The following is a 21,780-nucleotide window of genomic DNA, read 5'->3' as shown; positions in this document are numbered from 1 at the left end:
GGGTGAGCCCCGCTGGCGGCTCCGCAGTCGCGTACCGAGAGGTGACCCAGTGACCACCCCAGGCAAGACCCGCGTGGCGATCGTCTTCGGCGGCCGCAGTCCCGAACACGGCATCTCCTGCGTCAGCGCCGGCAGCGTGCTCGGCGCCCTGGACCCCGACGAGTTCGAGGTGGTGCCGGTCGGCATCACCCGCCAGGGGCAGTGGGTGCTGACCAGCGGGGACCCGGGCCAGCTGTCGATCCAGGCGCGCAAGCTGCCCGAGATCACCGCCGGCTCCGGCGCCGAGGTGGTGCTCCGGGCCGACCCGACCGCGGGCGGCCTGATGGTGCTCGACCCGGTCGACGGGCCCCGGGCGCTGGCCGACGTGGACGTGGTCTTCCCCGTGCTGCACGGCGCGTACGGCGAGGACGGCACCATCCAGGGCATGCTGGAGATGGCCGGCATCCCGTACGTCGGCGCGAACGTCTTCGCCTCGGCCGCGGCAATGGACAAGGAGTTCACCAAGAAGCTCTGCGCCGCCGAGGGCATCCCGGTCGGCCCGTACGCGGTGCTGCGCAACGGGATGACGCTGAGCGAGCGGGACAAGGAGCGGCTCGGCCTGCCGGTCTTCGTCAAGCCGTCCCGGGCCGGATCCTCGTTCGGCATCACCAAGGTCGACGACTGGGCGCAGCTCGACGCGGCGGTCGCCACCGCCCGCGAGATCGACACCAAGGTGCTGGTCGAGGCCGCGATCGTCGGCCGGGAGATCGAGTGCGGCGTGCTGGAGGGCGAGGCCGGCGGCGCGCCCGAGGCGTCGATGCTGGCCGAGGTGCGGGTGGTCTCCGGCCACGACTGGTACGACTTCGAGGCCAAGTACATCGACGACGCCTGCGAGTACGACATCCCGGCCAACCTGCCCGAGCGGGTCACCCGGCAGGTGCAGGAGTACGCCACCCGCGCCTTCACCGCGCTGGACTGCTCCGGCCTGGCCCGGGTCGACTTCTTCGTCACCCCCGAGCTGGACGTCTGCCTCAACGAGATCAACACGATGCCCGGGTTCACCCCGACGTCGATGTTCCCGCGGATGTGGGCGGCCGCCGGCCTGGAGTACCCGAAGCTGGTCAACCGGCTGATCCGCACCGCCCTGCACCGCGACTCCGGCCCCCGCTGACCCGCCGCGCCGGCCGCGCCCCGCCGCAGACCCGCGCACTTTGACGGAAAGAGCGGCCTCCCACGCCCGGGAGGCCGCTCTTTCCGTGAAACTGTCCGCACCGTGCCGAACGAGGGACGCGGGCGGGCGTCAGCCCCGGCAGCCGGCGGGAGGTGTGCCGCCCGAGGGGACCGCGGCGACGATCGTGTCGGAGAACGGCGGCGCCCACTGCAACGCCTGGCCGTACGAGCGCGGCACCCGCACGGTGACCGCGGCCTCCCGGTCCACCGTGGTGAGCACGGTGGCGTCGGCCTCCTCCTTCGCGGACCAGCAGACCCTGTTGACCGTCCAGACGTCGTCGGTCGCCCCCACCGTCGGCTGGGCACCGCCGCAGGACACGGTCACCGCCGGATCGCCGTACGCGGCGTTCTGCTCGGGACCCGCGGTGACCGGCCGCTGGGCCAGGTCACGGGCGGTCTCCGGCAGCTGCGACACCAGCGCCCGGCAGACCGTGGCGGGCCGCTGGGCCAGCGCTGGCGCGGCCATCTCGACCGGGGCGGTGGACTGCGGGCCTGCGGAGGTCGCGGTGGGGCTCGGCGCGGCGGCCGGGGAGTCGGGCGCCAGCTTGGCGAAGGCGAAACCGGCCACCGCCACGGTCACCGGGACCGCGATCAGGGTGGCCATCAGCGCCGCCCGGCGGGTCGACCGGTCCCAGCCCGGCTTGCGGGCACCGTCACCGGCCGGCTCGGCCGGCGTCTCGCGAGCGGGGGAAGTGGTGATCTCGTCCACTTACAGGTGCACCACCGAACACGTGAGGGTGCGGGTGATCCCGGGCACCAGCTGCACCTTGCTGACGATCAGTTTGCCGAGCTCGTCGACGGTGTTCGCCTCGGTGAGGACCACCACGTCGTACGGCCCGGTGACGGCGTCGACCCGTACCACGCCGGCAAGGTCCGAAATCAGACCGGCCACGTCACGCGCCCGGCCCACCTCGGTCTGGATGAGGATGTACGCCTGTACCACGACTCGACCTCCGTCCGTCGCCGCCCCGGGGCGGCCCGAAGGGTGAAACTACCCTACGGAGCAGGCGTGATCCCTATCGGTGGTCGCGGGGAAGCAGCGAGCGAGCGCGTCGGAAGGAAGACATGAGTGTCGCGGGTGTCGGCGAGTTCGGCCTGATCGACCGGGTCACCGCCCGATTGACGTACGGATCGTCCTGCCTGCTGGGGCCGGGCGACGACGCCGCCGTGGTGGCCGCTCCGGACCGGCGGGTGGCCGCCTCCACCGACGTGCTGGTGGAGGGGCGGCACTTCCGGCGGGACTGGTCCAGCGCGAAGGACGTCGGGCACCGGGCGGCGGCGGCCAACCTGGCCGACATCGCGGCCATGGGCGCCACCCCGACGGCGCTGCTGGTCGCCCTCTGCATGCCGACGCAGCTGGAGACGAGCTGGGCCGAGGAGCTGGCCGACGGGCTGGGCGCCGAAGCGGCCCTGGTCGGCGCGAGCGTGGTCGGCGGGGACATGTCCGCCAGCCCCACCCTGACCATCGCGGTCACCGCCCTCGGCGACCTGGACGGCCGCCCGCCGGTGGTCCGCTCCGGCGCCCGGCCGGGTGACGTGCTCGCCCTGGCCGGGCGCTCGGGTTGGGCGGCGGCGGGGCTGACCGTGCTGTCCCGGGGCTTCCGCACCCCCCGGGTGCTGGTCGAGGCGTACCGGCGGCCGGAGGTGCCGTACGCGGCCGGTCCGCACGCCGCCCGGCTCGGCGCCACCTCGATGATCGACGTCTCGGACGGGCTCCTGGCCGACCTGGGGCACGTGGCGAAGGCCAGCGGGGTCGGCATCGACGTGCACCGGGACGCCTTCGAGGTGCCCCGGCAGATGCGTGACACGGCGCAGGCGCTCGGCGTCGACCCGTACACCTGGATCCTCGGCGGTGGCGACGACCACGCGCTGGCCGCGACCTTCCCCCGGTCGGTGGCCCTGCCCGCCGAGTGGCGGCCGGTCGGCCGGGTGGTCGAGGGCGCCGGCGTCACCGTCGACGGTGAGCAATACGACGGCCCGGCCGGCTGGGACCACTTCCGGTAAGGGGCGGTCGTACCCTTCACCCGTGAGTGAGATCGAGATCCGGGCGGAGCGCTTCGACTCGCCGGTGGCGCAGGCGTTGATCGCGGCCGCCCTGGCCGACCTGGGCCAGCGGTACGGCGGCAGCGGCGACGAGACACCGGTGGACGCAACCGAGTTCGCCCCGCCGCACGGCACCTTCCTCGTCGCCCACCTCGACGGCGAGCCGGTCGGCTGCGGCGGCTGGCGCAGCCACGGCGACGACACCGCCGAGCTGAAGCGGATGTACACCGCGCCGGTGGCCCGCGGGCGCGGGGTGGCCCGCGCGGTGCTGGCCGCGGTCGAGGAGTCCGCCCGCCACCACGGGCGCAAGCAGATCATCCTGGAGTGCGGCGACAGGCAGCCCGAGGCGATCGCCATGTACACCTCCGCCGGGTACGAGCCGATCTCGAACTTCGGCTTCTACGCCGACGCGCCGGGCTGCCTCTCCTTCGGCCGTACCCTCTGACCGGCGCGGACCCGACCGGCCGGCTCAGCCGGCGGTGATCCGGATCTTCCCGGCGGCGGTCCGGGCGGCGGCCGTCGCCTCGGCCGGGTCGGCGCCCCAGGTCAGCACGTGACCGCTGCGCCGGAGCGACGAGGTGACCTCGCCCACGGGGTCGCCGACCGCCACGTCCAGCTGGACGTCGAGGACGCCGGACACCCGGCGGGCGTCGCGCAGCCCGGCCACGGCGGTGACCGTGCCCGCCGGGGCGAGCAGGAACTCCACCGCCGCCGCCCCGGTCGGCCGGGCCGGCAGCGCGGGCCGCTCGCCGCGCAGGGTGCGCAGGTACGCCTCGATGAACGCGCACTCGTACGCGACCGAGACCAGCGCGGTGATCATGTCGCCGGGGAGCCGGGCGGCGCACTCGACCAGCGTCGGCACCCCGTCGACCACGATCCACTCGCTGTGCAGCACCCCGGTCCGGAAGCCGGCTGCCCCAGCCAGCCGGGTGGCCGCCGCGACGAGCTCGGCCCGGGCCGCCGCGGGCAGCGCCGACGGCACGGTGTGCCCGGTCTCCACCGGGCTGCGGCCGGGCAGCACCCGCTTGTCGGTGACGTTGCCGAAGCACACCTCGCCGTCGGCGACCAGCAGCTCGACGCTGTACTCCGGGCCGCGCAGCGTCTGCTCGACCAGGACGCCGGTGGGCAGCCCCAAGGTCGCCTCCGCCGGATGCTCCGGCGCGGCGCTCGCCGCCCAGGCGGGGGCGATCGAGGCCCGGTCGGTGATCACCTGCACACCGAGGCTGCCCGAGCGGCGGGTCGGCTTGAGCACGCACCGGCCGCCGAAGCGGTCCGCGAACGCCTCGGCCGCCGCGGGGGAGTCGACCAGCTCGTACGCCGGGTTCGCCAGGCCCGCCTTGTCGGCGAGCTCCCGCATCCGGTGCTTGTCGGAGAAGACGTCGGCGGCCTCCGGGCCGGCGCCGGGCAGGTCCAGCCGCTCGGCCAGCCGGGCGGTGGCGCCGACGGCGTACTCCAGCCCCGGCACGACCAGTCGGGCGGAGGCGAGACCCGGTTCCCGTGCCAGCAGCGCGTCGGCGTCCAGGCCGGTCTGGTAGCCGGCGGCCACCACCCGGGAAACCACCGGCAGCCCGGCCACCAGGGCGTCGATGCCCCGGCGATGGATGATCTCCGGCTCCTCGACCACCACCACGCTGCCCGGCGGGAGCCGCTCGCCGAACCAGCGCATCATGCCCACGGCGGCCCCGACGAAGATCATTTCGTCGGGACCCAGGTCCAGCTCCACCGGTCGGTCCTCCCGCGCGTCCGTGCGACACGCCAGGCGTCGATCCGGGCACCCGGCGCAGCCAGACCCTAACCGGGCGACCAGGCCCGGTCGACGCTGCCGTCGGGCACCCGTCAGCGCGCCAGCCGGGCGTGCCCGGACACGACAGCACCGGCGGGCCGTGACGGCCCGCCGGTGCTGGTGGATTGTCGAGCTGGAGGCGTTACCGCGTCAGGCGCGGGTGACCTTGCCGGCCTTGATGCACGAGGTGCAGACCTGCATCTTCTTGGTGTTGCCGCCACCGGCCGGGGTACGCACCGACTGGATGTTCGGGTTCCAGCGGCGGTTGGTCCGCCGGTGCGAGTGGGACACGTTGTGGCCGAAGCCCGGCCCCTTGCCACAGACGTCGCACACGCTAGCCACGGGATACTCCTGAGATTGAAACGTTCATGAGGTCGCCGGCAGGCGCTGCCCGGGCAACCTGGTCAGGTTACCCGATGACCCGTGCGCCGGACCAACCGGCCCGGTCGGGGCGGCTCCGGTGTGCGGCCGGTCACCGTCACGAACGCCACGGCCGGCCCGTCCCCGTGCGGATGCCTGACGAAGGGACGCCGCCATGAGGGTAGTGCTCGCCGGCATGCCGTGCTGACCCGGGGACTGACGGACACGCCGGGGGAGGACGGCCGACCCCGGCGCGTGTCGGTGCGCGCCAGTAGGCTTCTGGCCGTGCTGGACACCCTCGACGCCGCCGCGGTGCGCCGCTGGTGCGCGAGTGGGCTCACCGCGCTCCGCCGGCACCAGGGCGAGATCGACGACCTCAACGTCTACCCCGTCCCGGACGGCGACACCGGCACCAACATGGTCCTCACCCTGACCTCGGCCCAGCAGGCGCTGGCGATGGACCTGGGCACCCTCCCGGAGGACGGGCACACCCCACACGGTCACGCGCTGCGCCTGATGGCCCGGGGCGCGCTGCTCGGGGCCCGGGGCAACTCCGGGGTGATCCTGGCGCAGATCCTGCGCGGCATGGCCGACGCCCTCGCCGCCACGCCGGCGGTGGGCGGCCGGGAGCTGGCCGCCGCGCTGCGCGACGCCACCGCCGCCGCGTACGCCGCGGTCGCCCGCCCGGTGGAGGGCACGCTGCTGAGCGTGGTGGCCGCCGCCGCGGTGGCGGCCGAGCAGGCCGACAGCGACGACCTGCGCACGGTGGCCCGGGCTGCGGCGGGGGAGGCCGCCCGGGCCCTGGCCCGCACCCCGGAGCAGTTGCCCGCGCTGGCCCGGGCGGGCGTCGTCGACGCCGGCGGCCGGGGGCTCTGTCTGCTGCTCGACGCGCTGGTCGAGGTGGTCACCGGGGAGAGCCCGCCCCGGCCGGCGCCGGTGACCCGCACGGTCCGTCCGCCGCTCACCGCCGTCAGGGAGAGCGGCTCCGACGAGTACGACTACGAGGTGCAGTTCCTGCTCGACGCCGGGCACGAGGCGGTGGCCCGGATGGGTGCCGAGCTGGCCGGGCTGGGCGACTCGCTGGTGGTGGTCGGCGACGGGGCCTCGCCCGAGGCGTCCACCACCTGGAACGTGCACGTGCACGTCAACGATGTGGGCGCGGCGGTGGAGGCCGGCGTGATCGCCGGGCGGCCGTACCGGATCTCGGTGACCCGGTTCGCCGACCAGACGGCGCCGGCGCCGCGACCGGGGCCGGCGACCGACGGCCGGGCCGCGGTGGTGGTGGCGGCCGGCGCGGGGATCGCCGAGCTGTTCGCCGGTGAGGGGGCGAGGGTGGTGCCGGGCAACCCCTCCACCGCCGAGCTGCTCGACGCCGTCCGGGCCACCGCCGCCGCCCGGGTCGTGGTGCTGCCCAACGACCCGAACACCCAGGCCGTGGCGAGCGCCGCCGCGAAGGAGGCGCACGGCTTCGGGGTCAAGGTCAGCGTGGTGCCCACCCGGTCGCCGGTGCAGGCGCTGGCCGCGCTCGCCGTCCGCGACCCGCAGCGCCGCTTCGAGGACGACGTCATCGCGATGGCCGAGGCCGCCGGAGCCTGCCGGTACGCCGAGGTCTGCTGGGCCAGCCGGGAGGCGCTCACCGTCGCCGGCCCCTGCCGACCGGGGGACGTGCTGGCGCTGGTGGAGGGAGAGGTGCACCTGATCGGCGCCGACCTCGTCGACACCTGCGCCGCCGTGGTCGACCGGATGCTCGGCGGCGGCGGTGAGCTGGTCACCCTGCTCACCGGCGCGGACGCCCCGGACGGCCTGGCCGACGCGATCCGCGCGCACGTCGGCCGGCGCTGGCCGTTCGTGGAGGTGCAGGTGTACCCGGGCGGCCAACCGCACTATCCGCTCCTGGTGGGGGTCGAATGACGACCGAGACGGCCACGGTGGACACGCCGCTGAAGAAGCTGGTCGGAGAGAAGACGGCGAAGGCCCTGGCCAGCCATCTCGACCTGCACACCGCCGGTGACCTCGTCTACCACTTCCCCCGCCGCTACGACGAGCGCGGCGAGCACACCGACATCCGCTCGCTGGACGTGGGCGAGCAGGTGACCGTGCTGGCCCAGGTGCAGCGGACCGCGGTACGGCCGATGCGCCAGCGTCGGGGCAACCTGCTGGAGGTCACCGTCGGCGACGGCTCCGGCGGCGTGCTGACCCTGACCTTCTTCGGCAACCAGGCGTGGCGGGAGCGGGAGCTGCGGCCCGGCCGGTGGGGGCTCTTCGCCGGCAAGGTCACCGAGTTCCGGAGCAAGCGGCAGCTCAACGGCCCGGAGTACGTGCTGCTCGGCGAGGGCGGCGACGGCGAGGCGGCGGCCAGCGAGGAGATCGAGGAGTTCGCCGGCGCGCTGATCCCGGTGTACCCGGCCGCCGCGGCCGTGCCGACCTGGGTGATCGCCCGCTGTGTTCGGGTGGTGCTGGACACCTTCACCCCGCCGGACGACCCGCTGCCGGCCACCGTGCGGGCCAGCCGCAACCTGGTCGGCATCGGCGCCGCGTTGCGGGAGATCCACCGTCCGTCCAGCAAGGAGGACCTGTACCGGGCCCGCCGCCGGCTCAAGTGGGACGAGGCGTTCGCCGTGCAGCTCACCCTGGTGCAGCGCAAGCAACGGGCGGCGTCCTGGCCGGCCCGGCCCCGCCCGCCGAAGCCGGGCAGCCTGCTCGACGCGTTCGACGCCCGGCTGCCGTACGAGCTGACCTCCGGCCAGCGCGACGTGGGCGTTGAGATCGCCGCCGACCTGGCCACCCCGCACCCGATGCACCGGCTGCTGCAGGGCGAGGTCGGCTCCGGCAAGACCGTGGTGGCGTTGCGGGCGATGCTCCAGGTGGTCGACGCCGGCGGGCAGGCGGCGCTGCTCGCCCCGACCGAGGTGCTCGCCGCCCAGCATCACCGGGGCATGCTCGACCTGCTCGGCCCGCTCGCGCAGGCCGGCGAGCTGGGCGCGGCGGAGAACGCGACCAGGGTGGAGCTGGTCACCGGCTCGCTCGGCGCGGCGGCCCGGCGGCGGGCCCTCGCCGAGGTCGCCGAGGGGCGGGCCGGCATCGTGCTCGGCACCCACGCCCTGCTCTACGAGGGGGTCGACTTCGCCGACCTGGGCCTGGTGGTCGTCGACGAGCAGCACCGGTTCGGCGTGGAGCAGCGCGACGCGCTGCGGTCCAAGGCCGACCAGCCGCCGCACGTGCTGGTCATGACGGCCACCCCGATCCCGCGCACGGTGGCGATGACGGTCTACGGCGACCTGGAGACCTCCACCCTGTCCCAGTTGCCGAAGGGCCGCTCACCGATCGCCTCGCACGTGGTGCCCGCGGCGGAGAAGCCGGCCTTCCTGGACCGGGCCTGGCGCCGGCTCCGCGAGGAGGTCGCCGCCGGCCACCAGGCGTACGTGGTCTGCCCGCGGATCGGGGAGGGACCGCAGAGCGATGAGGAGGCGCCGCGGGAGGACGACAGCGAGCGCCGGCCGCCCCTGGCGGTGACCGAGGTGGCCCCGCTGCTCGCCGAGGGGCCGCTGCACGGGCTGCGGATCGGCGTGCTGCACGGCCGGCTGCCCGCCGACGAGAAGGACGCGGTGATGCGCTCCTTCGCCGACGGTCAGCTGGACGTGCTGGTCGCCACCACCGTGGTCGAGGTGGGCGTCGACGTGCCCAACGCCACCGTGATGATCGTGCTGGACGCCGACCGGTTCGGCGTCTCCCAGCTGCACCAGCTGCGTGGCCGGGTCGGCCGGGGCTCGGCCGCCGGCCTCTGCCTGCTGGTGAGCGAGGCCGCCGAGGGCTCCTCGGCCCGGGAGCGGCTCGACGCGGTCGCCTCCACCACGGACGGCTTCAAGCTGGCCGAACTCGATCTGGAGCAGCGCCGGGAGGGCGACGTGCTCGGCGCGACCCAGTCGGGGCGCCGTTCGCACCTGCGGTTGCTGTCGCTGCTGCGCGACACCGACCTGATCCGGGACGCCCGGGCCGAGGCGATCACGCTGGTCGAGGAGGACCCGGAGCTGGCCCGGCATCCCGCGCTGGCCGCCTCGGTCGCCGCGCTGGTCGACGAGGAGCGGGCGGAATACCTGGAGAAGGGGTGATTGGCGACCGGCCGGCGCTCCCCGTGCCGTTACGCGCCGGTTGGCTCTGGTCGATGCTGCTCGCGGCGGTCGGGCTGACGTGGCTCGGCGACGCCATCCTCAGCCGGGGTGGCAGCTGGTGGCTCGCTCTCGTCCCGGACGCGCTCGGCACTTTCACGGCGTTCTGCCTGCCCGTTCTCTTCCTCTACCGGCGCCGGTGGCTGCGGAAGCTGGGCGGCCGAGCGAGCCGGGCTGAACCCCGACCGGTCGGAGTGACGCGCCAGGGGCGGCCGGGGGAGCGGACGCGAGCGGCATCCGGTGAAGCGGCCCCGCGTTCGATCCAGTGCGGGTGGCGGCCGAGAGGCGTGGGTGGTGGACCGAGGTGTGGTGCCTCCCTTTCGACCTGATGTCGTGAACGACTCAGAGAGCCTGCCACCGGTGACTCGTTGACGACATCAGCTCTGTAGCGGGCGCGGACAGCGCTGGCTGCCGCGCAGCACGCGCAGCACGCGCGGCAGCGCGGCTCCGCGCCCGACACAGCGGGAGCAGTCCGGTACCGCCGGGAACAGCGCGAGGGCGCGCCGACCGGTCGGTCGACGCGCCCTCGTCACTGTGGTGGATCAGGCGGTGAAGCGGACCCGACGGCGCCGCGCCACGACGAAGAGCACCGCGCCGGCCGCCAGCAGCGCGGCCGCGCCACCGCCGATCAGGGCAGCCGGTGCACCGGTCTTCGGCAGGGTCGGCCCACCGGCGCCGCCGCCCGCGGGCGGGGCGGTGGGGCTGGCGGTGGTGCACTCCGCCGGCTTCTCCCAGGCGATCGGGGACGAGTCGTCCAGGCCCTCGGCCTTGGGAGTGACGGTCAGGCCCTCGAAGGCCTTGAACGTCGCGGTCTTGGTCTCGCCCGGCTTGACGACCAGCGTCTGCGCCTCGCCCTTGTTCGGGGTGAGCGTGATGGTGACGGTCTTGCCGTCCTTCGGGTTCTCGATCTGGAAGATCAGCGCGTCGCAGGTCATCTGGATGCTGCCGGTCGGCTCACCCGGCTCGACGCAGTCCTTGGCCTCGGCGGGCTGGTCGTCGAAGAGGGGCTCCTCCTGCCCGGCCTCGGTCACCTTGATCCGCTCGGCGTTGCGGGCCGGAACCGTGATCGTGGTGTCCTCGCCGGCCTCGACGGTCGCGGTCTTGGTGAAGCCGTCGGTGCCGGTGACCGTGAACGAGGCGTCCTTGGTGGCCTCCGCGCCGTTCTCCAGCTTGACCACGACGTCGCCGTCGCAGTCGGCGGCCACTGTGGCCTTCGGGTTGGCCTCGGCCGGCGGCGGGGTCACCACCTTCGCGCAGCTCTCGCTGAACTTGATGGACGCACCCCGGTCACTGCTCTCTTCGTACTTGTTGTCCCACCGCGCACGCACGGTCAGCGAGGCCTCGGTGGCGTCGCCCGAGAGGCGGGCCTTGCCGACCACGGGCTCCGACACCTTGTGCGGGAAGGTGTCGGCCTCGCTCACCGCGATGCCGTCGATGGTGAACGGGGTGGTCGCACCCTTCACCACGCTGGTGGCCTCAACCTTGGTGAACTGGAAGTTGTTCACCTTCTCGGGGGCGTAGCTGTTGACGGTCCAGGTCGTGACCCACTCGCCGGCGGCGGTGTCGCACTCTGCGGTGACCTTGACCTCGCTGTGGTGCGCGCTGGCCGGGCTGGCCAGGGTCAGGGCGCCGGCGATGCCGATCAGCGCGCTTGCGGTCACCGCCATGACATGGCGGTACGGGGACTTCAGACGGTTCACGCCTTCTCCTGACGAGGGATATCGGGGGTGGCCCGGGAGGCGGAACGGTCATCGCCTGCCGTTTGGCGAGACCGGTTCCGACGCCCTCCCGGCGCTGTGTGCCCGTGCGGAAAGCGAGCACGCCGGGCGACTCTATCGATGAGTGGTGAATCTGGGATGACCGAAGAGTCACTTAATGATGATGTTGTCTAGTTGAGATCATTGATGGACGCTCCGTGTCGGCGGGGTGACACCGCCGACGGTCGTCGCTCGGCGGCTCGCGACGATCGGCGGTCGCGTAGCGTCGAGGCATGCACAGGGGGCAACCGTGACCCGGATCGTGGCCGGCACGCTCGGCGGGCGGCGGATCGCCGCGCCGCCCGGCGCCGGCACCCGGCCCACCTCCGACCGGGTACGCGAGGCGTTGTTCAGCGCGGTGCAGGCCGAGATCGACCTGGTCGGCGCGCGCTTCGCCGACCTCTACGCCGGCTCCGGCGCGGTCGGCCTGGAGGCGCTGTCCCGGGGTGCCGAGCACGTGCTGCTGGTCGAGTCCGATCCGCGTGCCGCGCGGGTGATCCGGGAGAACGTCGCCGCGCTGCGGGCCGCGCCGGCCGCCCGGCTGGTCACCGGCAAGGTGGCCGGGGTGCTCGCGGCCGGCCCCGGCGGCGAGCCGTACGACGTGGTCTTCGCCGATCCGCCGTACGCGGTGCCCGACGCGGAGATCACCGCGATGCTGGCCGCGCTGCTCGACGGCGGCTGGCTGGCGCCGGACGCGATGGTCGTAGTGGAGCGGTCCAGCCGGACCGGGCCGGTCGAGTGGGTGGAAGGCATCACGCCGGAGCGCAGTCGCCGCTACGGCGAGACCACCCTTTGGTACGGTCGCCGATCATGAGACGTGCGGTGTGTCCCGGCTCGTTCGACCCGGTCACCAACGGACACCTCGACATCATCGGACGGGCCAGCCGGCTCTTCGACGAGGTGATCGTCGGCGTGCTGGTGAACCAGTCGAAGAGGGGCCTGTTCACCGTCGAGGAGCGGATCGACATGCTCCGCGAGGTGACTGCCTCCTACGACAACGTCCGGGTCGAGTCGTTCCGTGGCCTGCTGGTCGACTTCTGCCGGGCGCAGGAGGCAAGTGTCCTGATCAAGGGCCTGCGGGCGGTCAGCGACTTCGACTACGAGTTGCAGATGGCCCAGATGAACATCGGCCTCGCCGGTGTCGAGACGCTCTTCATGCCGACCAACCCGCTCTACTCCTTCCTCTCCTCCAGCCTGGTCAAGGACGTGGCGAAGTGGGGCGGCGACATCTCGTCGCACGTCCCCGACCGGGTGCGCAAGGCCCTCCAGGCCCGGATCGGCCCCGCCGCCCGCGACTGATCGCGACGCGCCGGGCCGGGGTGGTGGGGGCTGTCGTTCGCCGGGGCGCGACATGATGTGTGGAGCGGGAACCCGGCCGTAACCCGCATCATGTAGGTCGGCCGACGAACGACAGGGAGTGAGGTACCGGTGGACCCGCTCGATCGCATCGACGAACTGATCGCCATGGTGGAGCAGGCCCGCTCCGTCCCGATGTCGCGTAACAACTGCATGGTCGACCGGGGCGAGATGATCGGGGCCCTCGACGAGCTGCGCGTCGAATTCCCCGCCGACCTGCGCCGGGCCGCCGCGCTCCTGGAGGAGCGGGACAAGATCATGGAGGCCGGCAAGCGGGAGGCCGACCGGATCATCAGCGAGGGTGAGGCGGAACACGCCCGCCTGGTGTCGGTGAACGAAATCACGGTCTCCGCCGAGCACGAGGGCGCCAGGATCATCGCCGAGGCCCGGGCCGAGGCGCAGCGGTTGCGCGATGAGGTCGACGACTACGTCGACACCGCGCTGGCCAACTTCGAGCAGTTCCTCACCCGGGCGCTGGCCTCGATAGAGCGCGGCCGGGACAAGATGCACGCGCTGCGGGAGATCGGCACCTTCGCTGGGGATGAGGCGGAACGCCCGTTACCCTTCTGAGCGGCACCTCGCCAGCCGACAGGCAGGACCGACGTCGCCCCCGGTTCGACGGTCCGGCGGTCGTCCAGGTAACCTTTTATGTCGGCCTCTCACCGGCCGGAGTCTAACTATGCCCAAACACTCGCCTTCATCACTCAACCCCAGGTCGCCGCTGGTCCTCGACACGAGGGACCTGCCGCGTCGGCCTGGTGCGTTGCTTGCGGTCAAGCGGGTCGTGCCGGCACCGGCGGACCTCGGCGTGGAGTTGATCGGCGTGCCGGAGGGCGCGGACCTCGACCTCGACCTGAGGTTGGAGTCGGTGTCCGAGGGCGTGCTCGTCTCCGGGACCATCTCCGGTCCCGTCCGGGGCGAGTGCGGCCGTTGCCTGCGCGAGATCAACGACTCGGTGGTCGTGAACGTCCAGGAGCTGTATGCGTACGAGAACAGCACCACGGACACCACGACCGACGAGGACGAGGTGGGCCGGATGCAGGACGATCTGATCGACCTGGAGCCGGTGCTGCGGGACGCGGTGGTGCTGACGCTGCCGACGAACCCGCTCTGCCGGGAGGACTGCCCAGGCTTGTGCCCCGACTGTGGGGTGCACTGGGACGATCTGCCGGCCGACCACAGCCACCAGCAGATCGACCCGCGTTGGGCGGGCCTGTCGCAACTGAACCGTACAGAGGAGTAGGAACCGTGGCCGTCCCCAAGCGCAAGATGTCGCGCAGCAACACCCGGTCCCGCCGGGCGAACTGGAAGGCGGCCGTGGTCGCGACCGTGGCCTGCCCGCAGTGCAAGTCGGCCAAGCTGCCGCACACCGCGTGCTCCGTCTGCGGCACGTACAACGGCCGCCAGGTTCTCGAGGTCTGACCTGGACGCCGAGTGACGCCCCCGACCACGGGTCGGGCGGCGCGCGCACCCAGGCGATCGCCCGGTGCCCCGGCTCCCTCCGACGCCGGCCGGCCTGCTCCGGCCGGTGATCCGATGGAGCCGGGCACCGCGCGGATCGCCGTTGACCTCCTCGGCGGGGACGATGCTCCCGCCGTCGTGGTTGACGGCGCTCTGCGTGCGGTGCGCACCGACCCCGACCTGCACCTGCTGCTCGTCGGTCCGACCGAGGTCGCGGCCGCGGTCGTCGACGCCCTGACGCCGGTGCAGCGGGCCCGGATCACGGTCCGGCCGGTGCGGGCCGCCGCCGGCGCGGCGGACCACGCGCCCCGCGCCGACAGCACCGTCCGCGCGGCCGTCGCCGCCGTCCGCGACGGCACCGCCGACGCCCTCGTCTCCGCCGGTTCCACCGGCGCCACCGTCTCCGCCGCCGCGCTCGGCTTCGGCCGCTGGACGGACGTCCGCCGTCCGGCCCTGGTGGCCACCCTGCCGGCCGTCGCCGGCCCGGTGGTACTGCTCGACGTCGGCGGCTCCCTGGAACCCCGCCCGGCCACCCTCGCCCGGCACGCCGTGCTCGGCGCCGCCTACGCCGCGGTCGCGCACGGCATCGCCGCGCCCCGGGTCGGCCTGCTCTCCGTCGGCACCGAGGCGGGCAAGGGGGACCGCCCCCGCAGGGCTGCCGATCCCCTCCTCGCCGCCGTGCCGCTGCCCTGCGGCGCGCGCTACGTCGGCCTGGTCGAGGGGTACGACGTCTCCCTCGGCGCGCGCGCCGACGTGGTGGTCACCGACGGGTTCACCGGTAACGTGCTGCTGAAGGCGATCGAGGGCGCGTACGCGATGGCCGGTGGACCCCCCGATCGCGGCGGCGCCCCCCGCGCGGCCGCCCTGCTCGGCGTGGCCGGCACGGTGGTGGTCTGCCACGGCGCCGCGGCGGCCGACGACGTCGCCTCCGGGATCGCGCTCGCCGCCCACCTGTGGCGACGCGGCGCCACCGACCGGGTCCGGGCGCTGCTCGACGGCACCCCCGACAACGTCCTGACCAGTGACAGCAACGACACCGAGGTAAGCGCATGACGAACGACAGACGGCGGCGGGCTCCCATCGGTCACCTGGAGGCGGCGTTCGGCGTGACGCTCGATCCGGAGCTGCTGGAGCGCGCGCTCACCCACCGCTCGTACGCGTACGAGAACGGCGGCCTGCCCACCAACGAGCGGCTGGAGTTCCTCGGCGACTCGGTGCTCGGCGTGGTGATCACCACCGCGCTCTTCCGCAACCACCCCGACCTGCCCGAGGGGCAGCTGGCCAAGCTGCGGGCCAGCGTGGTCAACATGCGCGCCCTGGCCGACGTGGCCCGGGGGCTGGGGCCGGACGGCCTCGGCGCCTACCTGCTGCTGGGCAAGGGCGAGGAGAGCACCGGCGGCCGGGACAAGGCGAGCATCCTCGCCGACACCCTGGAGGCGCTGCTCGGCGCGATCTACCTCCAGTACGGGCTGGACACCGCGGCGATCGTCATCCACCGGCTCTTCGACCCGCTGATGGCGGAGTCGGCCGGCCGAGGAGCCGGGCTGGACTGGAAGACCAGCCTCCAGGAACTCACCGCCGCGCTGGGGCTGGGTGTCCCGGAGTACCGGATCGAGGGCACCGGGCCGGACCACCTCAAGACCTTCACCGCCTGGGTGGTGGTGGCCGGCAACCGCTACGGCGGGGCCGAGGGGCGCAGCAAGAAGGAGGCCGAGCAGCGGGCCGCCGAGTCGGCCTGGCGGAAGCTCACCGAGCAGGCCGCGCAGGCCGCGCCGGCCGAGCAGGATGCCGCGCAGGCGGCGGAGGACGCCGCCGATCCCGCCGAGGCGGGCCTGGGCCGTGCCTGAGCTGCCCGAGGTCGAGACGGTCCGGCAGGGGTTGGCCCAGTGGGTCACCGGCCGCCGGATCACCTCGGTGGAGGTACGCCACCCGCGCGCCGTCCGCCGGCACGTCCCCGGCCCCGAGCACTTCGCCGGCGTGCTGGCCGACCGGACGGTGACTGACGTCCGGCGCCGGGGCAAGTACCTCTGGCTCCCGCTGGACAGCGGTGACGCCCTGATCGGCCATCTCGGCATGTCCGGCCAGCTGCTGCTCCAGCCGGCCGAGGCGGCCGACGAGCTGCACCTGCGGGTCCGGTTCCGGTTCGCCGACGACGGTCCCCAGCTGCGCTTCGTCGACCAGCGCACCTTCGGTGGCCTCTCGGTCAGCGAGGATGGCGCCGAGCTGCCGGCGGAGATCGCGCACATCGCCCGCGACCCGATGGACCCGGAGTTCTCCGACGCCGGCTTCGTGGCGGCGCTGCGTCGGCGGCGTACCGAGGTGAAGCGGGCCCTGCTCGACCAGACCCTGATCTCCGGGGTGGGCAACATCTACGCCGACGAGGCGCTCTGGCGGGCGAAGCTGCACGGGGCCCGCCCCACCGACGCGCTGACCGCCCCGGCCGCGACGCGGCTGCTCGGGCACGTCCGGGACGTGCTCCGGGAGGCGATCAAGGAGGGCGGCACCAGCTTCGACGCCCTCTACGTCAACGTCAACGGCGAGAGCGGCTACTTCGACCGGGCGCTGAACGTGTACGGGCGCGAGGGCGAGCCGTGCCGGCGGTGCGGCGCGCCGATCCGGCGCGAGGCGTTCATGAACCGGTCGTCGTACAGCTGCCCGCGTTGTCAGCCGCGCCCCCGGGGTGCCCTGAAGGGATGACCCCGAGCGGGCTCGGGGTTGCGCCGGTGTGCCACTCCCGGCGCGCCCCGGATTCCCGCCGGGTTTCACCGCCTCTGTCCGGTTGACCCACTCGTCCCGGTCCGATCGGGCCGCTCCGGTCGCGTCCGGGACGAGCCGGGGCCGTTCCCCGATGTCTCCGCCCGCCGTCCTCCCTAGCGTCAGCAGCGTCGGCAGGGGGCCGACGTGTGGAGGGGGGCCCGGAGATGGGCAGGAGACCGGTGACGGTGCGGGTGGCGCGGTGGAGCGCCGAGCACCCGTGGCGCGCGATCGCGCTCTGGGCGGTGTTCGTGGCGGTGTGCTTCGTGGGGGGCAACGCCGCCGGCCTGAAGGAGGCCACTGACGCCGACATGGCGATCGGCGAGTTCGGCCGGGCGGACATCATCGTCACGGAGGGGAATTTCGACGACCCCGCGGTGGAAAACGTTCTGATCACACCGCGGGCCGGCGAGCTGGACATCGCCAAGGCGCGGGCCGCGGCGGCGGACGCGGCGCAGCGCCTACGGCAGGTGATCGGGGTGGCGTCGGTGGGGGCGCCGGTGCCGTCCCGCGACGGGGGCGCGCTGCTCGTGCCGATCACCATGTCGGGCGATCCGGAGACCGCGTCGGACCGCGTGCAGCCGCTGCGCGACGCCACCGCACAGGTCCAGGCGGCGCACCCGCAGCTGCGGGTCGAGCAGGTCGGCGGCCCGTCGATCAACAAGGCGCTGGACGACACCCTGGGCAAGGACTTCAAGCGGGCCGAGCTGCTCAGCCTGCCGGTCACCCTGGCGATTCTGATCATCGCGTTCGGCGCGTTGATCGCCGCCGGCGTGCCGGTGTTGCTGGCGCTCTCCTCGGTCGCCGCGGCGATGGGGCTCTCCACCCTCGCCTCGCACCTGGTGCCGGCGACCGACACCACGGCCAGCGTGATCCTGCTGATCGGCATGGCCGTCGGGGTGGACTACTCGCTCTTCTACGTCCGCCGGGAACGGGAGGAACGGGCCAGGGGACGCTCCGGGCTGGACGCGGTGGAGATCGCCGCGGAGACCTCCGGGCACGCCGTGGTCGTCTCCGGCTTCGCGGTGATCATCTCGATGGCCGGGCTGCTGCTCGCCAACGACGCGGTCTTCTCCTCGCTCGCCGTCGGCTCGATCCTGGTGGTCGCGGTCGCGGTGACCGGCTCGCTGACCGTGCTGCCGGCGCTGCTGGCCAAACTGGGCCGCTGGGTCGACCGGCCCCGGGTGCCGCTGCTCTGGCGGCTCACCGCGGCGCGTACCGGGCGGCACGGTGAGCCGGTGCGGCCGCGGTTCTGGCCGGCGGTGCTGCGGCCCGCGCTGAAGGCGCCGCTGGCCACCCTGGTCGTCTCGGTGGGGCTGCTGCTCGCCCTGGCCGCCCCGGCGCTCGGCATGAAGCTGAAGTTCCCCGGCATGGAGGACCTGCCGCGGACCACGCCGGCGATGCAGGCGTACGACCGGCTCACCGGCGCCTTCCCGAGCACCGGCACCAGCCACACGGTGGCCGTACGGGCGCCGGCCGAGCAGGCCGACCGGGTGCGCGGCGCGCTGACCGGGCTGGCCGGCCGGGCCGGCGGCGACCCGCTCTTCGCCCCCGTCGAGTCGGACGGCCCGAAGATCGAGGTCTCGGCCGACCGCCGGGTGTCGGTGCTGGAGGTGGCCACCCCGTACGCCAGCCGGGACGACCGGGCGGTGCGCTCGCTGCACGAACTCCGCGACGACCTGCTGCCGGCGGCGCTGCGCGACATCCCCGGCGTCGAGTACGCGGTCGGTGGCGGGGTCGCCGCCAGCGAGGACTACGCGCAGCACGTCCAGGAGAAGCTGCCCGTCGTGATGGCCTTCGTGCTGGCGCTGACCTTCCTGGTGATGACCTGGACGTTCCGGTCGGTGGTGGTCGCGTTCACCTCGATCCTGCTCAACCTGCTCTCCGCCGGCGCCGCGTACGGGCTGCTGGTGCTGGTCTTCCAGGGCAGCTGGGCGGAGGGGGTGCTCGGCTTCACCTCGATGGGCGCGATCGTCTCCTGGCTGCCGCTCTTCCTCTTCGTGGTGCTCTTCGGGCTCTCCATGGACTACCACGTCTTCGTGGTCAGCCGGATCCGCGAGGGGCTGCGCGCCGGCATGTCGAACCGGGAGGCGGTGGCGTACGGCATCACCTCGTCGGCAGAAGTGGTGACCAGCGCGGCCATCGTGATGGTCGGGGTGTTCGCGATCTTCGCCTCGCTGAGCACGATCGACATGAAGCAGCTCGGCGTGGGGCTGGCCGCGGCGATCCTGCTGGACGCCACGATCATCCGCGCGGTGGTGCTGCCGTCGCTGATGACCCTGCTCGGCGACGCCAACTGGTGGGCCCCGCGTTTCCTGCGGGCCCGGGCCGCCGCCCCGCCGGCCGACCCGCCGGCGCCGGCCCCCGAGCTGGTCGGCGCCCGCTAGAGCAGGTACCCGCAGGGCCCGGACCGCGGCGGCGGTCCGGGCCCTCCGCGTGCCCGGCGGTGCAGGATGGTGTTCTTCTCCGCCTCCGCCGGGGCGAGCGCCGTGGGGGCGGCGCCGCACGTCCGGGGTACGCCGGGCCTCAGGGGAGGCGGCAGGCCTCCCGCCACGCGGACAGGTCGCGGGTCTTGCGAATCGAGGAGAAGCCGTACCCGAGGGTGGACACGCAGAACCGGTCGGCGGCGCCGGCGTACTCGACGTGGAAGACCGGCTTCTCGGCGTCGGCGAAGGGCAGCAGCTTGGCACACTGCCGCAGCCGGACGCACTCCTCGTTGACCGCGAAGTCGAAGTCGGGCGCCAGCGCGGCCACCTGGCCCACGTCGTTCATCAGCCCGGGGGAGAGGTCGAGGGAGCGGGCCAGGTCGGCCAGCCGCCGGTTGAAGATCAGTTGGTCGTCGAAGTCCAGCGGGAAGCCGGAGCGGTGCGCGTACCCGTCCGCGTCGGCCAGGGCCACCGCGCCGAACCCCTTGCCCCGGCAGAGCCGGAACCGGTCGGCCAGCACCGGCTCGAGCGCGTCCCATTGGCGTACGTCCAGCCAGCGGCTCTGCGGCCGGCGGGCCGGGGCGCCGCGGACCGCCGCCGGGAAGCGGGTGGCGTCCGGGTCGCCGACGGCGTACGACCCGACGTGCACCTGGCAGACCAGCCGGCGGTCCCGGGAGCGCAGCGCGGCGGTCTCGGCGGCGGTCGCCCGTACCGGGTCGAGCAGGAAGACGTCCGCCTCGACGGTGGTGTCGAGCGGGCCGCTGAGCTGCCACTGCCACTGCCACTGTTGGGCGTACTCGGTCGGCCACGGGGTCGGTGCGCCCGGCGGCACGATCGGGGTCCGGCAGCCGTACACCGCGGTGAGCAGGGTGAGCGCGACGACGGCCGGCAGCGCCCGACGGGTCGCGCGCCGCCGGCTGCCCGGCGGCCGGGTGCGCGCGGCGACCCGCAGCGGCCCGCTCCGCCTCGCGGACGCTGGCAGCCGGATCCGCATCGGCAGCTCCCGGGTCCCCGCCGGCGCCCCGGCGCCGGCCTCACCCGGTCAAACGAGCGCCCCCCGTCGACGACGCGGGCATGTCGGCGGCGGGGGGCGGGTGGGCCCGGGCTCAGCGCGGGGCGGCGAAGTCCTGGGTCCAGTACGGCCCGTTGCTGGTCGCCACGCCCACGCCGATCTGCGTGAAGGCGCAGTTGAGGATGTTGTCCCGGTGGTCCGGGCTGTTCATCCAGGCGTCCATGACCGCGGCCGGGGTCTTCTGGTTCCAGGCGACGTTCTCGCCATAGGTGCGCCAGGAGTAGCCCACCCGGTCGAGCCGCTCGCCGGCGTCGCTGCCGTCGCTGCCGGTGTGCGTCATGTCCTGGTGGTCGGCCTGGTCCTGGCTGTGCCGCTGGGCCGCCAGCATCAGCTTGTCGTCGATCTTCAGCGCGTTGCAGCCGGCCTTGGCCCGCTCGGCGTTGACCAGGTCGACGACCTGCTTGGCCTGGCTGCTGACCCCGGCGCCGCCGCTCAGCGTGGTGCCGGTGCCGGTGCCGGTGCCGGTGGGACGGGCGCTGCCTTCCCGCGTGGTGCTCCGGCGGGACGGGGCCCCGGTGGTCCTTGCCGGCGCGGGCGCCGGCTTGACGGTCCGGCTCGGCGACGGGGTCGGCCGGGCGGTGGTCGGCGACGCGGTCGGGGAGGCGGTGGGCGAGAGCGCGTCGCCGGGAGTGGCGTCGAGCCCGGGCACCACCGGGGCGGCGGCCACTGTGTCGTCGAAGGAGGCCCGGTCGGCGTCCTCGTCACCGCCGGTCAGCACCAGGGCGCCGATGCCGAGGCTGACCACCAGGGTGGCCGCCGCGGCGGCGCCGCCGATCACCAGCGGGCGGGGGAAGCGGCGCTTCTGGCGGTGCCGGCCCTCCTGGTCGGCCGCCGGCTCCGCCGTCGGGCTCCAGCCGGTGGCGCCCTCGAAGGGGGCGACCGCCGGGGTGAACGCGGTGGCCTCCCGGTCGGCGGTGAGGTCGACCGGCGGGGTGACCGCGGTCCGGTCCTCCGGCTCGGCGTACGGCGAGTACCCGCCGTACGGCTCGCCGTACGACCCGGCGTACGGCGCGTGCCCGGCGTACGGCTCGCCGTACGACGCGGGCTCGGTCGCCAGGGGCTCGTAGCGGCCGGTCGGGGCGTCGGCCCACCGGTCCTCGCCCGGCTGCCCCGGCTCGTCGCCGAAGAGGTACGCCGACCGCGGCTCGGGACGGTCGCTGAGCCAGGCCGGCTCGTCGGTCGGCGGTTGCGGGCGCCGGTGAGCGCCGTCCGGGTCGTCTGGGTCGGTCCAGCCGTACACGCCTGTCGCCTCCACGGGGTCGGTTGCGGGCCGGGGTGACGCTACGGGTGCCTCCTGAACTGCGGCAACGTGGCTAAGAGGTCGCGCAATTAGGCGGGTTCATGGTCGGCGGGTGGAGCGGGTGTCCCAGCGGTAGAGGGTCCAGGCCTGGCG

At 74.1% G+C, this 21,780-nt stretch carries 21 protein-coding genes; 14 read left to right on the top strand and 7 right to left on the bottom strand.

The window, feature by feature from the left end:
* Positions 1-49 precede the first annotated feature (49 nt).
* Positions 50-1,150: a D-alanine--D-alanine ligase family protein gene (locus tag ACLQ2U_RS21495; protein ID WP_425752519.1), complete on the top strand. Its 1,101-nt coding sequence runs from the start codon at positions 50-52 to the stop codon at positions 1,148-1,150.
* 129 nt (positions 1,151-1,279) lie between these two features.
* Here ACLQ2U_RS21495 and ACLQ2U_RS21490 read toward each other — a convergent pair whose 3' ends face one another.
* Complete coding sequence (locus ACLQ2U_RS21490) at positions 1,280-1,918, bottom strand: DUF3515 family protein (RefSeq protein WP_425752518.1); 639 nt, start codon at positions 1,916-1,918, stop codon at positions 1,280-1,282.
* Positions 1,919-2,152: an Lrp/AsnC ligand binding domain-containing protein gene (locus ACLQ2U_RS21485; RefSeq protein WP_425752517.1), complete on the bottom strand. Its 234-nt coding sequence runs from the start codon at positions 2,150-2,152 to the stop codon at positions 1,919-1,921.
* A 122-nt stretch (positions 2,153-2,274) separates the two neighbouring features.
* Between ACLQ2U_RS21485 and ACLQ2U_RS21480 the strand changes: the two genes are divergently transcribed.
* Both ACLQ2U_RS21480 and ACLQ2U_RS21475 read left to right on the top strand, forming a co-directional pair.
* On the top strand, positions 2,275-3,213 hold the full coding sequence (locus ACLQ2U_RS21480) for a thiamine-phosphate kinase (RefSeq protein ID WP_425752516.1): 939 nt from the start codon (positions 2,275-2,277) through the stop codon (positions 3,211-3,213).
* 22 nt (positions 3,214-3,235) lie between these two features.
* Positions 3,236-3,697, top strand: a complete 462-nt coding sequence (locus ACLQ2U_RS21475; RefSeq protein WP_425752515.1) for a GNAT family N-acetyltransferase — start codon at positions 3,236-3,238, stop codon at positions 3,695-3,697.
* A gap of 24 nt (positions 3,698-3,721) precedes the next feature.
* Here the strand turns inward: ACLQ2U_RS21475 and ACLQ2U_RS21470 are convergent, their stop codons facing one another.
* Both ACLQ2U_RS21470 and rpmB read right to left on the bottom strand, forming a co-directional pair.
* Positions 3,722-4,975, bottom strand: coding sequence for an ATP-grasp domain-containing protein (locus ACLQ2U_RS21470; RefSeq protein WP_425752514.1), 1,254 nt, complete (start codon positions 4,973-4,975; stop codon positions 3,722-3,724).
* Positions 4,976-5,185: 210 nt separating this feature from the next.
* Positions 5,186-5,377: a 50S ribosomal protein L28 gene (gene rpmB / locus ACLQ2U_RS21465; RefSeq protein WP_088963534.1), complete on the bottom strand. Its 192-nt coding sequence runs from the start codon at positions 5,375-5,377 to the stop codon at positions 5,186-5,188.
* A 303-nt stretch (positions 5,378-5,680) separates the two neighbouring features.
* Between rpmB and ACLQ2U_RS21460 the strand changes: the two genes are divergently transcribed.
* Together ACLQ2U_RS21460 and recG are read left to right on the top strand one after the other, a co-directional pair.
* Positions 5,681-7,306, top strand: a complete 1,626-nt coding sequence (locus tag ACLQ2U_RS21460; RefSeq protein ID WP_425752513.1) for a DAK2 domain-containing protein — start codon at positions 5,681-5,683, stop codon at positions 7,304-7,306.
* Positions 7,303-9,504, top strand: a complete 2,202-nt coding sequence (recG, locus tag ACLQ2U_RS21455) for an ATP-dependent DNA helicase RecG (RefSeq protein WP_425752512.1) — start codon at positions 7,303-7,305, stop codon at positions 9,502-9,504. Before ACLQ2U_RS21460 ends, recG begins: the two co-directional genes overlap by 4 nt.
* Before the next feature lie 599 nt (positions 9,505-10,103).
* On the opposite strand, the gene ACLQ2U_RS21450 is transcribed toward recG, so the two are convergent.
* Positions 10,104-11,261 carry an LPXTG cell wall anchor domain-containing protein gene (locus ACLQ2U_RS21450; RefSeq protein ID WP_425752511.1) on the bottom strand — a complete coding sequence of 386 codons (1,158 nt, stop codon included), beginning with the start codon at positions 11,259-11,261 and terminating at the stop codon, positions 10,104-10,106.
* 307 nt (positions 11,262-11,568) lie between these two features.
* Between ACLQ2U_RS21450 and rsmD the strand changes: the two genes are divergently transcribed.
* The 9 genes from rsmD (at position 11,569) to ACLQ2U_RS21405 (ending at position 19,276) form a co-directional block, all read left to right on the top strand.
* Positions 11,569-12,132, top strand: coding sequence for a 16S rRNA (guanine(966)-N(2))-methyltransferase RsmD (gene rsmD, locus ACLQ2U_RS21445; protein ID WP_425752510.1), 564 nt, complete (start codon positions 11,569-11,571; stop codon positions 12,130-12,132).
* Positions 12,129-12,617, top strand: a complete 489-nt coding sequence (gene coaD / locus ACLQ2U_RS21440; RefSeq protein WP_425752509.1) for a pantetheine-phosphate adenylyltransferase — start codon at positions 12,129-12,131, stop codon at positions 12,615-12,617. Before rsmD ends, coaD begins: the two co-directional genes overlap by 4 nt.
* Positions 12,618-12,746: 129 nt before the next feature.
* The gene (locus ACLQ2U_RS21435; RefSeq protein ID WP_425752508.1) at positions 12,747-13,244 is read left to right on the top strand and encodes a hypothetical protein; all 498 of its coding nucleotides are present in this window, start codon (positions 12,747-12,749) and stop codon (positions 13,242-13,244) included.
* Between the two features lie 109 nt (positions 13,245-13,353).
* Complete coding sequence (locus tag ACLQ2U_RS21430) at positions 13,354-13,917, top strand: YceD family protein (RefSeq protein WP_425752507.1); 564 nt, start codon at positions 13,354-13,356, stop codon at positions 13,915-13,917.
* A 5-nt stretch (positions 13,918-13,922) separates the two neighbouring features.
* Positions 13,923-14,096, top strand: a complete 174-nt coding sequence (gene rpmF / locus ACLQ2U_RS21425; protein ID WP_425752506.1) for a 50S ribosomal protein L32 — start codon at positions 13,923-13,925, stop codon at positions 14,094-14,096.
* Positions 14,097-14,210: 114 nt separating this feature from the next.
* Positions 14,211-15,188 carry a phosphate acyltransferase PlsX gene (locus ACLQ2U_RS21420; RefSeq protein WP_425752505.1) on the top strand — a complete coding sequence of 326 codons (978 nt, stop codon included), beginning with the start codon at positions 14,211-14,213 and terminating at the stop codon, positions 15,186-15,188.
* Positions 15,185-15,982 carry a ribonuclease III gene (gene rnc / locus ACLQ2U_RS21415; protein ID WP_425752504.1) on the top strand — a complete coding sequence of 266 codons (798 nt, stop codon included), beginning with the start codon at positions 15,185-15,187 and terminating at the stop codon, positions 15,980-15,982. Before ACLQ2U_RS21420 ends, rnc begins: the two co-directional genes overlap by 4 nt.
* Complete coding sequence (mutM, locus tag ACLQ2U_RS21410) at positions 15,975-16,832, top strand: bifunctional DNA-formamidopyrimidine glycosylase/DNA-(apurinic or apyrimidinic site) lyase (RefSeq protein WP_425752503.1); 858 nt, start codon at positions 15,975-15,977, stop codon at positions 16,830-16,832. The genes rnc and mutM overlap by 8 nt, the downstream gene beginning before the upstream one ends.
* 224 nt (positions 16,833-17,056) lie before the next feature.
* A complete protein-coding gene (locus ACLQ2U_RS21405; RefSeq protein ID WP_425752502.1) occupies positions 17,057-19,276 on the top strand; it encodes an MMPL family transporter in 2,220 nt (739 codons plus the stop codon).
* A 139-nt stretch (positions 19,277-19,415) separates the two neighbouring features.
* Here ACLQ2U_RS21405 and ACLQ2U_RS21400 read toward each other — a convergent pair whose 3' ends face one another.
* Positions 19,416-20,309, bottom strand: a complete 894-nt coding sequence (locus ACLQ2U_RS21400; RefSeq protein WP_425752501.1) for an endo alpha-1,4 polygalactosaminidase — start codon at positions 20,307-20,309, stop codon at positions 19,416-19,418.
* A 112-nt stretch (positions 20,310-20,421) separates the two neighbouring features.
* Positions 20,422-21,642 carry a CAP domain-containing protein gene (locus ACLQ2U_RS21395; RefSeq protein WP_425752500.1) on the bottom strand — a complete coding sequence of 407 codons (1,221 nt, stop codon included), beginning with the start codon at positions 21,640-21,642 and terminating at the stop codon, positions 20,422-20,424.
* Positions 21,643-21,780 lie beyond the last annotated feature (138 nt).

Origin of the sequence: Micromonospora sp. DT47 (genome assembly GCF_049844475.1) — a bacterium.
Lineage (GTDB): Bacteria > Actinomycetota > Actinomycetes > Mycobacteriales > Micromonosporaceae > Micromonospora.
The sequence above is the reverse complement of the archived record's forward strand: the minus strand, read 5'-3'. Positions and strand labels throughout refer to the sequence as shown.

What these genes read in the sequence shown, in the direction of transcription:
- ACLQ2U_RS21400 (WP_425752501.1), bottom strand. Translation starts at nt 20,309, where the DNA reads ATGCGGATCCGGCTGCCAGCGTCCGCGAGGCGGAGCGGGCCGCTGCGG.
- coaD (WP_425752509.1), top strand. Translation starts at nt 12,129, where the DNA reads ATGAGACGTGCGGTGTGTCCCGGCTCGTTCGACCCGGTCACCAACGGA.
- ACLQ2U_RS21480 (WP_425752516.1), top strand. Translation starts at nt 2,275, where the DNA reads ATGAGTGTCGCGGGTGTCGGCGAGTTCGGCCTGATCGACCGGGTCACC.
- recG (WP_425752512.1), top strand. Translation starts at nt 7,303, where the DNA reads ATGACGACCGAGACGGCCACGGTGGACACGCCGCTGAAGAAGCTGGTC.
- ACLQ2U_RS21405 (WP_425752502.1), top strand. Translation starts at nt 17,057, where the DNA reads ATGGGCAGGAGACCGGTGACGGTGCGGGTGGCGCGGTGGAGCGCCGAG.
- ACLQ2U_RS21420 (WP_425752505.1), top strand. Translation starts at nt 14,211, where the DNA reads ATGGAGCCGGGCACCGCGCGGATCGCCGTTGACCTCCTCGGCGGGGAC.
- ACLQ2U_RS21430 (WP_425752507.1), top strand. Translation starts at nt 13,354, where the DNA reads ATGCCCAAACACTCGCCTTCATCACTCAACCCCAGGTCGCCGCTGGTC.
- rnc (WP_425752504.1), top strand. Translation starts at nt 15,185, where the DNA reads ATGACGAACGACAGACGGCGGCGGGCTCCCATCGGTCACCTGGAGGCG.